Raw genomic sequence first — 13,341 nt, 5'->3', positions numbered from 1 at the left:
TTTGGTATTAGGATAGCTAGGATAGCGGTATCTAACTAATAATCAAGGTAGGTAAACCGCATCGTTTTATGTATAAACTATTATAGTTAAAATTAGATAGTTAAACTTATATATTTAAAATTATATAGTTAAACTGCAGAGCAGTATTCAATCGTTTAAAAATTAAAAGTGAATATCGTAATAAACAAGCTTTAATAAGATTAAACAATGTGGATAAAAGTAAGAATGGAAGGTGTTAATTCTATATTCCTGATTAACACCTTAAATTGTGAATTGTTATTTCTATTGTTATAGATAACTTAACAAATATAAGTATTTGGAATAATAAAAGAAAATTGACTCCCCTCTCCAACATTGCTTTCAATCTGTAACTTAGTGTCATAATGAGTTAATGCATGTTTTACAATCGACAGCCCTAAACCAGAACCACCTGTATCACGCGAGCGAGAAGCATCAACACGATAAAAACGTTCTGTTAAATGTAAGATATGCTCAGGCGCAATGCCATCACCTGTATCCATCACACAAAAATAAGCACCTTCAGGTAGTTTTTTCCATAATACTTTTATACACCCACCTTCTGGGGTGTAATTGATTGCATTATAAACCAAATTAGACATCGCACTACGCAGTTGCATTTCATCACCCACAACAGACAGTTTAGGATCCATTTTAAACTGTATTGATTGTGATTTTTTACGGCCCAATGTAATAGCTTCACTTTCAATTTGTGTTAATAATGCAGGAATATTAATGCTTTCATGAAAATCTAAGGTCGGTGCCCCTTCAATTTTTGACAATGTCATCAACTGTTCAACTAATGCACACATTCTTGCCGTTTGTTGATCTAGGACTTGAATCGTCTTTAATTGCATTTTATCGTCTTGTGCACTCATTTCTAATATTTCTATATAACCTTGCAATACGGTTAATGGCGTACGTAACTCATGAGATACATTAGCAACAAAATGTCGCCTATTTTCGTCCATTTGACGATAACTGCTGACATCACGAACGATCAATAATCGTTGATTTTTCGCATAGGGCATCACCCTAAATTCAAGTAATTTATCGCTATTGATCGGAGAAACAAGATCCAATGGTTCGTTATAAACATCACTACGTAAATAATCAACAAAATCAGGGTGACGAATTAAATTGGTAATATTTTCTCCAGCATCGTCAGGCCATTTAAAACCTAATTGGAATTGAGCTAAGCGATTACACCAAAGTATTTCACCGTCTTTTTTAAATACAACCACGGCATCGGGTAATGCTTCCGAACCTTCACGAAAACGACTAATCACGCTAGCTAAATTATTACGTCGTTTACGATGTCTTTGCTGCATATTGTGAATACCAATATAGGCATGTTCCCATACTGATTTACCGGGTGGTAATACAGTACTTTTGCTGACCCATAACCAATCATTTAACTTTTTTAGAAAATAATAATGCCAAGCATTATGCAGCACCGTAGTAACGAGTAACAACTCCAGTAACAATCCGGTGAATAAACCCAAAATAATAACTGGAAAATACACTAAAAAAATTGCCCAGAATAACTGCTTCCATGTATATACTTTCAAATGGGACACTCTTTATTGAAATTAATCTAACTAATCATCTCGATTTTATAACACTTAATGATGATATAACTCATTTACTATTATGAACGAGTTGAAAAGCGATAACCCGCGCCACGTACTGTTTGCACCAAATGGTCATGATCAACTAACGCCTTACGTAAACGACGAATATGTACATCTACTGTACGATCTTCAACATAAACATTAGTCCCCCACACGTTATTCAATAGTTGTTCACGGCTATAAACACGCTCTGGATGCGTCATAAAAAAGTGTAACAATTTAAATTCTGTTGGGCCCATGTCTAAGGGCGTATTATTGAGTGTCGCACGATGAGAAATTGGGTCTAGTTTTAACTTACCTACTTTCAGAGTGTCATCTAATGAAGTTGGATTAACGCGACGCATCACTGTTTTAAGGCGAGCCATTAATTCTTTAGGAGAAAAAGGTTTGGTTACGTAATCGTCTGCACCATTTTCTAAACCACGCACTTTATCTTCTTCTTCACCACGAGCAGTTAACATCACAACAGGAATTTGACGCAAGATTTCATCTTGTTTTAAAAACTTCAATAATTGAATACCGCTGCCGCCAGGGAACATCCAATCTAATAAAATAAGATCGGGATAAGGTTCATGTAGATAACTTAAAGCGGCTTGATAATTATCAGCTTCTAATGTCTCATAACCATGCTGCTCTAATACAAAACTCAGCATATCTCGGATTGCCACTTCATCTTCAACTACTAAAATTCGACTTGCCATTAAGTTTACCTACTTATTGTGTATTCTAAATATGAGTATTATCACCAGTAACTATGACAGTTATATGACAAGTGTATGCAAACTGTAATATAATCAACACTTTATTTAAAAAACAACTGCTTGCAACTCATATTCCTGTATAAAATAGGTAATAGGACCTTACAAATCTATATTTTTACGAAAATTACTGTTTATTTCTTAAGTTAAAATTAATAGATGATGGCATGACTCAATCACTAAGCAAATGATCATCAAAATATTTTTGCTTAAACAATGTTAAAGGTAAAGGTTTAGAAAATAGATACCCCTGCCCAAACTGACAACCTAAATTAGCTAATATCATTCTTTGTTCTTCATTTTCTATTCCTTCTGCAATCACTTGAATAGATAAGTGTTGTGCTAACATAATCATTATTTGGCATAAATCACGACTATTACTCTTTGTTTCCAAATCATCTACAAAGGATTTATCAATCTTTAAAATATCAACATCCATTTTTTGTAAATAAGATAAAGATGAGTAACCGACACCAAAGTCATCAATAGCAATAGGAACACCTTGTTTCTTTAGTTTAGTTAACTGAGAGCGAACACTTTCCTCACTTTCCATCAATAAATTTTCAGTTATTTCTACAATAATCGCATCATGACTCAAACCCAATCCTGCCACATATTCAAACCAGTGGCTCATCCATTGTCCGCCATCTTTAAATTGTATAGGCGAAACATTAACACTTATCTGAAAATGCTCATCAGCACCTAATTTTTTCAAATCTGCTAAATCTTGAGCGGCAGTACGTGCTACCCATTCTCCAATTTCCACGATCAACCCAACTTCTTCAGCAACTGAAATAAATTCTAATGGTGGAACCATGCCTCTTACCGGATGGTGCCAACGAATCAGCGCCTCTGCTTTTCGAATTTTATTAGTTGATAAATCAATAATAGGTTGATAATAAAGTTCAAATTCATTGTTGACGATACTGCTACGTAAATCATCAATTAATTCACGCTTTTTCAGCACATCGTCTAACATAATTGCATTAAAGAAATGATGGCAATTTCTGCCTGTTTCTTTAGATTTATACATCGCTAAATCTGCATATTTAACGATATTTTCCACTGTATTTCCATCTTCTGGATAGGTTGCAATACCGATACTGACAGTGACATAAACATGTTTATTTTTAATACTAAAGCCACCTGACAAACGATGATGTATATCAATAGCTATTTGATTAAGGGTGGCTTTACTTGAAAAATTTTCTACTAATATAATGAATTCATCACCACCCAATCGCGCTAAAGTAGCTGATGTTGGTAATGTATCTGAAATGCATCGACTCACATCGATTAAAAGAAGATCACCATAATCATGGCCCATCGTATCGTTGATCTCTTTGAAACCATCAAGATCTAACCCTAAAATGGCAAAATTAGTGTCACTGGTGTGTGTAATTAGGTCTGATAGTCTATCTAAGATATAACGACGATTTGGTAGACCAGAGAGAGGATCACTGAAAGCTTGTGTCGTCAATTGGCTATTAGCAATTTTTAAAGCATTAGTTCTTTGTAGTACTTTTTCTTCTAGAGAGTGGTCCCGTTGTTCAATTGTTTCAAGCATTAAGTTGAAACAAGAAGCGAGATTACCTACTTCATCGGTTGATAATACTTTTGAACGTAGATTGTAATTATTGGTTTTTGTAACATGTTCAGCAACAGTTGCGAGGTGAGTTAATGGGTAAATAAGATTTTTACGTAAGAATAAAGATAGGATAAAACTGAGTATTAGAATCAACGCTAATATACCCAGTAAAAAAATACTAAAAAACATTAAACTTTGCTCAATTAAAGAATAATCTGCTTTAATGGTTAACGTTCCGTAATCTACGCCTTTCATTGTTAATGGAATTTTAACTATCATTAACTTGGTGAATATTTTCACATCATTATTTTTTTTCGAAAAAATCCCTACAAATACTTTCCCAGATGTATCCTCTACTCTTGTACTAACAATATTACTTTGCTCTAACAAAGGTTTTATCTGTTCTTTTGCACTGACTTCATCCTGAAAAATAAGCGCGGCGGTTAAATTAGGAGCGAGAATATTTGCAATAGAATTAAGCCTAGATTGCTCTGCTTTAGTCACTGTGTTGAGCTCATAAATAGTAAACATAACAGCAATGGTAATACTGCTAAACAAAGCAACCATCATCAATATAGCTAGCAACTTAGCATTTAATGAGCCAAACAATATTTGCCGTAAGTTCATTAAAATATCCTTTCATGAATTCGGCCTAAACGAAGTACTTTAGAGCTCATATTGATACCTGAATTTTTCAATTTTATTGGATCGATTTCGAAACGCACCTTCCCGCCGACAATAAAGAAATTAATATGCCCTCCAGAGGCAAGAAAGCCATCAAATTCACCGACAAGCATTAAGTTTGAAAAGGCTTTATTTTGAGAGGTTAAAGCCCATTTTTCACTGTCTCCTTTCGATAAAAATAAGGTATTACAGTCAACTATATTTTCTTGGAATGAAGTTAAAAGGTGGACATTAATAGGACGTTTTTTGATAGTGAGGTCTTTAAGCGTATTTTTAGCCGCTGCGATAAACTCAGGATTAAAGCTACAAATATTATAAGTAGATTTAACATCAGGATTAAACCAATCACCGTCAGAGTATCGAGCAAAGTTATAAAGGAAGCCTGATTTAATAGCATCTTCTCTTGGGGTAGCGGCAGCCTCTTGTGAGATAAAAAATATCACAAGTAATAGTTTAACAATAAATAACTTACGCAAAATCATTATCATAATCGACCTAAAATTTCGCCGTTATTTTAGCGTAATAACTTGCTTCAATGTAAGTAGGCACTGTATAGGTTTCATTAGTGTTATTATATTCTAAATGTTTACCATAGAGTAAGTTATTACCCGTTAATGATAATGCTACAACAGGCGTTATTTGCCAATTCCAAGTTAAATCTAAAACGCTAAAATCAGCAGTATCATAGGCTTCACCTGACTCAATACGGTAAATAGCAGCAATAGAATGTTCAGGATTCAATTTGTATTGTGATTTAACAATAACCTGTCGTAGATAACTGTCAAAACCAATTGCTTCAGTTGTTCCGCGAGGAAGGTCATACTCGTAAGCTGTAATACTATAGCCCAGTTCGGTTGTTATCTTATCGAAAGGTTTCCATTTGATAACCGCTTCACCACCATAAGTGGTTAGATCCGCATCAGAAACAAAATTAAGATCAATAAGAGGATTGAAGCTTTCATCAACATAAACGATTGGCTCTACAACAAGTACATTACGCGCTTTGGTGTGGAAAAGTGAAACATCTATTCCCCAAGAGTTTTCAGTATAACGATAGCCTAACTCCTTTGATATTGACTTTTCAGATTTCAAATCTGCATTCCCAACTATTTCTGTCTTGATACCACTGGAAGAAGCAAGCGCTCGATTATTATATTCAAGTAATGATGGAATACGTACTCCCTGTGAAATAGCAGCCCAGAAAGTATGTTTTGAATGTGGTGTCCAAAGTAAACGAGCCATAGGTTGATGTTCCCAACCCGTAAAACTGTTTTTTTCACTTCGGTTACCAATGATAAGTTTAAGCTCGTCTGGTAAAAGTGTAAATTGAGCTTGTAAGAAACCACCAAAATGGTTATACGAGTCAATATCTTGAATATTAGTAAAATAATCTGTTTCATCTATTGAAATGGAAGTGTAGCGATAATTGAGCCCCCAATCTATTTGAACGCCTTTAACCAAAGTATTCATTTGGTAATCAATATCGGTAATAACAAAGTCATCTTTATAGTATAGTTGCTCACCTTGTTGAGAGCTCACTGAAGCTTGAATCATTTGATTAGAAGTTGAAGAAAGTGTCTGTTCTAATTTTGCCATGATTTGAAAATGCTCTCGCGTATATTGATCCTGTAAATAAACGCTTTCATAGGTATCTAATTTAGCTAACTTTAGATTTTGCCCCATATCTATACTAGTATATTGTGCCTGAGTGATAAAAGAAAACTCATCATTCAAGCTTAAATCTATTCGCCCGCCAACGCTTTTCTTTCTACCATCGTCATTGGCAATAGTACTTTTAGTACTTTTTGTTGAAGCATCCGTCTCTTCTGTACTAGCAAAAACTCTAAATGAACTATAATTACCCAACCCACCGCCTATTCGAAAATCCGCTTTATGATCAATCTGATTTCCGGTTACAACTTGAGCAAATGCACCTCGTGTATCAGAAGTATGTTTACTGATAATATTAACAACGCCGTTGGTTGCATTGCTCCCCCACAACAAACCACCTTGTCCACGTATCACTTCGATTCTTTCAATGTCATAGAGAGGAATGTTTAATGCTTCCCAATACACACCTGCAAAACCAGGGTTATAGATACTCTGTCCATCGACCATCACTAATAATTTACTAGAGTGTTTGCCCGCAGTACTACGTGTGGTAATTGCCCATTGATTATTATCTAATTGGCGTACTTGCATACCTGGCACTAATTTTAATGCTTGAGGTACACTAGTCACTCCAGACTCTCTGATTTCTTTATTAGTGAGTACATAAATAGAAGCGGCCGTTTCAGACATATTCTGTAAACGTTTCATTGCCGATGTAACTTGAACATCTGCAGCCATTAGGTCGTCGAAATCGAGACTTGGAAGTTCCTCTAAAGCATAAACAGACTTATCTTCTGCCATAACATTATTAGGCATTAACATTTGATTAGATAATAATATAACAGTGGCGATATAGCGCCTGTGGCTAAATAAGTTCTGCATAATATAAGCTCGAGTGTATTGGATATAAAAACATCCGTATTTTTATAAAGGGCGATAACGTGTAACGCTTTAAATAAGTCTAACTATCGTTTTTTTACATTTTAATTATGTTGCGACGACTAAATTAATAATTAAAAAGCAATTTAATACCAATTTAAAGGTAAAACATTACAAGAATAAAGGGATTAACCTAAACAAGCAAATTTTGCTGGTTGATATAAAATCATTTACACTCAGGCTCTATTTTATTTCTCATCATTAAGGTGTATTTCATGTTTTTCAAAAATCTCCAAGTTTATCGTTTTACTCGTCCGATGGAACAAGATGACAACGCCCTAGAAAGAAACCTAGAAGAGTTTAAATTTAAAGCTTGTGGTAGCCAAGATATTTCAAAGTTAGGTTGGGTATTTCCAATGGGCAAAAGTGGCAGTATGTACACCCATGTAAATCAAAAGCAAATTTTAATTTGTCTTAAAAAAGAAGAAAAAATGCTACCTGCAGGTGTGATTAAAGATCAACTTAATGAACGTGTTGAAGCAATTGAATTAGAGCAAGGCAGAGCATTAAAGAAAAAAGAGAAAGATAGTTTAAAAGAAGATATCGTCATGCAGTTACTTCCACGCGCATTTAGTCGTACATCACAAACTTTTGCATGGATAGATAACGAAACTAATATGCTTTACGTAGATTGCTCTAGTTCGCGTAAAGCAGAAGAATTAATTTCGTTATTACGTAAAACATTAGGTAGTTTACCAGTTGTGCCAGTACAGCTTCAAAACCAAACGGATGTAGTGATGACTGATTGGTTGATGGAAGGTAATATTCCAGCCAATTTCCAACTAGAAGATGAAGCAGAGCTTTGTTCAGCCTTGGAAGGCGGCGGTATTATTCGCTGTAAACAACAAGACTTATTGTCAGAAGAAATCAAAAACCATTTAAACTCAGATAAATTTGTGACTAAATTAGCACTTAACTGGGCTGATAGTATTTCTTTTGTAATAGGCGAAGAATTTGCGTTAAAACGCCTTAAGTTCTCTGACGTTTTACAAGAACAAAATGAAGATATTGAAGCAGATGATTTTGCAGCACGCTTTGATGCTGATTTTGTATTGATGGTTGGTGAAATAAAACAATTGATCCCATCATTACTTGAAATATTTGGTGGCGAACAAACGCTTTAGGATCCACTAAATCGTTATGTATGAACGCTTTAGCCCAGTTTAATCACTGGGCTTTTTTATATCTTATCCTTCTATTGGTTTCCTTATAATACTAATTATATTAAATAAGTGATCTAAATTTTGAACAGGAAAAATAACTTAGTTTAAGGCATAAGTTTAGACCTTTCGAAGATTAACTTCGTTAATCGCCTGTCGGATAATTAACCAAAAGATCTTAATCTTTTAATGGCTGTTCCTTTTAAGAAGTTTACAACGAAGAAATAAATTATTTAAACCTGTAAAATAGATTAGTTAATGAGTGTGATTGCTATAAACACTACTTTCACTGCGCCTGCTTATACTTTTCTAAAAACTAATCAGCCCTTATTATTTTTATACACTTATTATTTTTTCATAAACACACATTTTAATAAATGTTATTATTGTTATCAGTTATCTTTTTAATTAATCAAACTGAGAGTGAATAACATGACAAGTTCAATTTTAGGCAGTGCAACAGCAAACAGTGCGACTAAAGCATTATTATTAGGATCTGGCGAGCTTGGTAAAGAAGTGGCTATTGAGTTACAACGCTTTGGTATAGAAGTGATTGCCGCAGATAGTTATGAAAATGCTCCAGCCATGCAAGTAGCTCATCGCTCACATGTAGTAAGTATGTTAGATGGAGAGCGTTTAGAAGAGATCATTCGCCTTGAACAACCTGATTATATTATTCCAGAAGTTGAAGCCATTGCTACAGATACCTTATTAGCCCTAGAACAAAAAGGTTTTAATGTTGTACCCACTGCACGTGCTGCAAAATTAACAATGGATAGAGAAGGTATTCGTCGTTTAGCCGCAGAAACACTATCTGTAAAAACCTCCCCTTATATTTTTGCAGATACTAAAGAAGAATATTTACAAGCAGTAAAAGACATCGGCCAGCCTTGTGTTATTAAACCCGTAATGAGTAGTTCAGGTAAAGGCCAAAGTGTTGTAAAAAGTGATACTGATTTAGACGACTCTTGGACTTATTCGCAGGAAGGAGGACGCACAGGCGAAGGCCGTATCATTATTGAAGGTTTTGTACCCTTTGATTATGAAATAACGTTATTAACGGTTAGTGCTGTTGACGGTATTCACTTCTGTGCTCCTATTGGCCATCGTCAAGAAGATGGTGACTATCGTGAATCATGGCAGCCACAGATCATGTCAGAGAAGGCACAACAACAAGCACAAGAAATAGCGCGAAAGGTAGTGACTGATTTAGGTGGGTACGGCCTATTTGGTATGGAGTTCTTTGTAAAAGGAGATGAAGTTTATTTCAGTGAAGTCTCACCTCGCCCACACGATACAGGATTGGTCACACTTATATCTCAAGACCTTTCTGAATTTGCTTTGCATGTACGTGCTATTTTAGGTTTTCCTATCGGAGAAATTACACAATACGGCCCTTCCGCTTCCAGCGTAATTTTAGGAAATGGGATTTCAAAAGATATTAAATTCGACAATATCGCCAGCGCTTTAGGTAAAGTACCTGGCTCGCAAATTCGCTTATTTGCTAAACCCAATATTAATGGCGGACGACGATTAGGTGTCGCAATAGCACGAGGTAAAAATATTGAAGAAGCGATTGGAAATGCTAAACGAGTGAGTAATACAGTTAAAATAGTTTATTAAATAATGTAAAAATATTTGAAGTAGAAAGTTAATTTACTGTAAAGCAATAGTTGAAAGGCATAAATTCTACTAAATTAAACATCTTAATAACCAATAATAACTAATATGTACTTTTTATAAGGCAATACAGCAAACCTGTATTGCCTTTTTTTTTGCTAAAAATACTTAAAAAACCAAAAAAGCCTATTAATTGAACATAAAACACAAAAAATGAACAAATAATCTAATTTAAGCTTGATCAATAAGCAAAATAACTTTACTGTTGTTTTATACAGTGTTTATTTATACAGGTGATTGATATGCTATCTACATTATTAACAGCAACACAAACTAACCCATATTTATTAAGTAATCATAAAAATGATTCTAAGAAATCGAGTGCATTAGTTAATGTGCATTATCAAGAAAATAATTACCAAGCTTTGTTGGAACACATACAAACAGGACAAGATCATGGCTGGATTTTATTCCTAGCCCCTCCTGGTAAACCTAATACGCAGTTTTTCCAAAATGCAGGGATCGATAAAAGTCGTGTACTGATGATCGATTCAAATAAAGTGAGGGATAACCTTTCATTATTATCAACACTGTTAAAAAGTAACAATTATTGTACTGTCGTTACTTGGGTGAACGAGCTAACGGAAACAACACGCTTAACAATTGAAGCTGATGCGAAATCAACCAATACAAGTTGCTTTATCTATTGTAAACAATAAAAACACGCCTTTACTGTATAAAAAGTACTGCGGTAACAAACGATAATGAATACAGAATGATGAGGCTTTAATAAAGTAAAAGGACTTTGTGAATTATTTAATAAAGATTAATACTACAAATAACAAAAAATTTTAAAGTTAAATATAGATAACCTGTGGCAAAATTGATTAAAGTCAGTGATCACTTAATCGAGTTAACTATACTAATATCATTCATTAAAAGTGATGTAGTAGCGTGAGGTTAATATTTTATAGTTTAAATAATAATCAAAATTTTACGATTATTGAATTAATAGAAATAACGCTTAGGCTTTAAGAATAACTCCTCATGATAAGTAAAATAACTTATTGTGAATAATCACAACTCTTTATGACCAGTATTAACTATGCCAACACAGGAAACACTATGTACCCATACAGTGATAAAACAAAAAACTTAATAAACTTGATTGGTAGCGGTGATGCCGCTTATGTCCCTAAAGCAATCACCTGTGCAATTAAAACATTGGATGAGATAGCAAACGATACAAGCCTACCTGAAACAACGAGAGAGTCAGCAGCCTTTGCCGCCGCTAATTTAGTGTTAAGTGATTACGATGATAATGATTAAAAATATTAATAATCAGTAAACACAAAAAAACTGCATTATGTTTTATTTAAAGTGGTCCGCAATTCAACTAAAGATCATTTAATAAACTATTGGATAAGGTATTAGGTTGGAATGAACTAATAGATATAGATTAATAGATTAATAGATTCAACATATTTAACAGGTTTAACAGGTTTAACAGGTTTAACAGCCGTAGTTTAATGGATATATACTAGTAAACATGTACTAAGAAATGTCGTAGCAAGAACCTGTAAATCATCGCAAACATAACTACAAAACCAGATAATACCAATCACACTAATAACGACTCTATTTTACTTATTATACCAATCACAATAAATAGCTTATCTATTTTACTGGTTAAAATAGCCCACTTCCTCGTTGTAAATTTCGTAAAGGGAACAGCCATTAAAAAATTAACCTCTTTTGGTTAATTCTCCGATAGACGATTAACGAAGTTAATCTTCGAAAGGCTCAATTTACGCCTTGAATTGAACCGGTTTTCCAGCGCAAAATTTAGATAAGCTATGTAATGTAATCAGTATTAAAATATTTTTTAATTTAATCGATACTTGAATTCAAGAAGTGATAAGTCGCATGTTAGAAAACAAAAAAGGAGCTAAAGCTCCTTTTTATGTATTTGGATATTACCAGTTAACTATTAGTGATCGTCTATCAACAATAGGTTAACAGACATCACTATATTGCCGGTATTAACCAATATGTGTCAAACCACCCATATAAGGTTGTAATACTTCCGGTACTTCAATACGACCATCAGCACATTGGTAGTTTTCTAAAACAGCGACTAAAGTACGACCTACTGCTAATCCAGAACCATTCAACGTATGTAATAACTCAGGCTTTTTAGCACCAATACGACGGAATCGAGCTTGTAAACGACGCGCTTGGAAATCACCTACATTTGAACATGATGAAATTTCACGGTAAGTATCTTGTGCTGGTAACCATACTTCTAAATCATAAGTTTTAGTTGCGCTAAATCCCATATCACCAGTACATAAAACAACTTTACGATAAGGTAAACCTAAGTTTTTCAACACTTGTTCAGCATGGCCTGTTAACTCTTCTAGCGCTTCAAAACTTTTTTCAGGGTGGACCAATTGCACCATTTCAACTTTATCAAATTGATGTTGACGAATTAAACCACGTGTATCACGACCGTAAGAGCCAGCTTCACTTCGGAAACATGGTGTATGTGCTGTCATTTTGATTGGTAAATCAGTTTCATCATAAATAACATCACGGCTCATATTAGTTAATGGCACTTCCGCTGTTGGAATTAATGACATACCAATACCTTCTTCAGTAGCAGGGTTAGTATTAAAGAGGTCATCACCAAACTTTGGTAATTGACCTGTTCCATACAAACTATCCGCATTCACTAAATAAGGAACATACATTTCTGTATAACCATGTTCATTCGTATGTAAGTTAAGCATGTACTGCGCTAACGAACGGTGTAATTTAGCAATTTGACCTTGCATTACTATAAAACGAGAACCTGATATTTTAACCGCTGATTTAAAATCTAAACCACCTAGCGCTTCACCTAATTCAACATGGTCTTTAACTTCAAAGTCGTATTGTTTAGGCGTGCCCCATGTCAATACTTCTACGTTTTCATTTTCATCTTTACCAATTGGAGCTGACTCGTGTGGTAAATTAGGCACCATGTCAGAAATCGTTTTAATCTGATCAGTTACTAAAGCAAATTCTTCTTTTGCTTTATCTAATGCTTCACCAAGTTCATTCATTGCTTCACGCAGTGGTTTAATATCCTCACCACGTTTTGCTGCTTGGCCAATATCTTTTGAACGAGTATTACGCTCTGATTGTAAGTTCTCAGTAGAGACCTGTAACGATTTTCTCTTTTCTTCTAATTCACTGAGTAAACTAACATCTAAATCAAATCCACGTTTTTTTAATAACTCAGCAGTTTGTTCAATATCATTACGTAAAAACTTTGCGTCTAACAT

10 protein-coding genes are annotated in these 13,341 nt (G+C 34.3%); 4 read left to right on the top strand and 6 right to left on the bottom strand.

Features of this window, described 5'->3' with window-relative positions; all coding sequences use genetic code 11:
- Nucleotides 1-299: 299 nt before the first annotated feature.
- The 5 genes from phoR to GQR59_RS07035 form a co-directional block, all read right to left on the bottom strand.
- Nucleotides 300-1,589, bottom strand: a complete 1,290-nt coding sequence (gene phoR / locus GQR59_RS07055) for a phosphate regulon sensor histidine kinase PhoR (RefSeq protein ID WP_160061288.1) — start codon at nucleotides 1,587-1,589, stop codon at nucleotides 300-302.
- Between the two features lie 80 nt (nucleotides 1,590-1,669).
- Nucleotides 1,670-2,353, bottom strand: coding sequence for a phosphate regulon transcriptional regulator PhoB (phoB, locus tag GQR59_RS07050; RefSeq protein WP_160061287.1), 684 nt, complete (start codon nucleotides 2,351-2,353; stop codon nucleotides 1,670-1,672).
- A gap of 229 nt (nucleotides 2,354-2,582) precedes the next feature.
- Entirely contained in the window at nucleotides 2,583-4,625 is a 2,043-nt protein-coding gene (locus GQR59_RS07045) for an EAL domain-containing protein (RefSeq protein ID WP_160061286.1), read from the bottom strand.
- Nucleotides 4,625-5,170, bottom strand: coding sequence for a YfiR family protein (locus GQR59_RS07040; RefSeq protein ID WP_160061285.1), 546 nt, complete (start codon nucleotides 5,168-5,170; stop codon nucleotides 4,625-4,627). Before GQR59_RS07040 ends, GQR59_RS07045 begins: the two co-directional genes overlap by 1 nt.
- A gap of 7 nt (nucleotides 5,171-5,177) precedes the next feature.
- A complete protein-coding gene (locus GQR59_RS07035) occupies nucleotides 5,178-7,109 on the bottom strand; it encodes a TonB-dependent receptor plug domain-containing protein (RefSeq protein ID WP_236546680.1) in 1,932 nt (643 codons plus the stop codon).
- Nucleotides 7,110-7,447: 338 nt separating this feature from the next.
- Here GQR59_RS07035 and rdgC point away from each other — a divergent pair, with 338 nt between their 5' ends.
- From rdgC to GQR59_RS07015, 4 genes are all read left to right on the top strand, one after another.
- Complete coding sequence (gene rdgC, locus GQR59_RS07030; RefSeq protein ID WP_160061284.1) at nucleotides 7,448-8,356, top strand: recombination-associated protein RdgC; 909 nt, start codon at nucleotides 7,448-7,450, stop codon at nucleotides 8,354-8,356.
- 468 nt (nucleotides 8,357-8,824) lie between these two features.
- Nucleotides 8,825-10,015: a formate-dependent phosphoribosylglycinamide formyltransferase gene (purT, locus tag GQR59_RS07025; RefSeq protein ID WP_201288032.1), complete on the top strand. Its 1,191-nt coding sequence runs from the start codon at nucleotides 8,825-8,827 to the stop codon at nucleotides 10,013-10,015.
- Nucleotides 10,016-10,314: 299 nt separating this feature from the next.
- Nucleotides 10,315-10,731 carry a SulA-like leucine-rich domain-containing protein gene (locus tag GQR59_RS07020; protein ID WP_160061283.1) on the top strand — a complete coding sequence of 139 codons (417 nt, stop codon included), beginning with the start codon at nucleotides 10,315-10,317 and terminating at the stop codon, nucleotides 10,729-10,731.
- 406 nt (nucleotides 10,732-11,137) lie between these two features.
- Entirely contained in the window at nucleotides 11,138-11,341 is a 204-nt protein-coding gene (locus GQR59_RS07015) for a YaeP family protein (RefSeq protein ID WP_160062484.1), read from the top strand.
- Between the two features lie 713 nt (nucleotides 11,342-12,054).
- On the opposite strand, the gene serS is transcribed toward GQR59_RS07015, so the two are convergent.
- Complete coding sequence (serS, locus tag GQR59_RS07010; RefSeq protein WP_160061282.1) at nucleotides 12,055-13,341, bottom strand: serine--tRNA ligase; 1,287 nt, start codon at nucleotides 13,339-13,341, stop codon at nucleotides 12,055-12,057.

This window comes from Psychromonas sp. L1A2 (assembly GCF_009828855.1).
Taxonomy (GTDB): Bacteria; Pseudomonadota; Gammaproteobacteria; order Enterobacterales; family Psychromonadaceae; genus Psychromonas.
Note: the sequence above shows the minus strand (reverse complement) of the source record. Positions and strands in the feature narration are given on the sequence as shown.

Excerpts from the sequence above, each read along its gene's own strand:
- GQR59_RS07020 (WP_160061283.1), top strand. The coding sequence starts at position 10,315 with ATGCTATCTACATTATTAACAGCAACACAAACTAACCCATATTTATTA.
- serS (WP_160061282.1), bottom strand. The coding sequence starts at position 13,341 with ATGTTAGACGCAAAGTTTTTACGTAATGATATTGAACAAACTGCTGAG.
- GQR59_RS07035 (WP_236546680.1), bottom strand. The coding sequence starts at position 7,109 with ATGCCTAATAATGTTATGGCAGAAGATAAGTCTGTTTATGCTTTAGAG.
- phoB (WP_160061287.1), bottom strand. The coding sequence starts at position 2,353 with ATGGCAAGTCGAATTTTAGTAGTTGAAGATGAAGTGGCAATCCGAGAT.
- purT (WP_201288032.1), top strand. The coding sequence starts at position 8,825 with ATGACAAGTTCAATTTTAGGCAGTGCAACAGCAAACAGTGCGACTAAA.
- GQR59_RS07045 (WP_160061286.1), bottom strand. The coding sequence starts at position 4,625 with ATGAACTTACGGCAAATATTGTTTGGCTCATTAAATGCTAAGTTGCTA.
- GQR59_RS07040 (WP_160061285.1), bottom strand. The coding sequence starts at position 5,170 with ATGATAATGATTTTGCGTAAGTTATTTATTGTTAAACTATTACTTGTG.
- rdgC (WP_160061284.1), top strand. The coding sequence starts at position 7,448 with ATGTTTTTCAAAAATCTCCAAGTTTATCGTTTTACTCGTCCGATGGAA.
- GQR59_RS07015 (WP_160062484.1), top strand. The coding sequence starts at position 11,138 with ATGTACCCATACAGTGATAAAACAAAAAACTTAATAAACTTGATTGGT.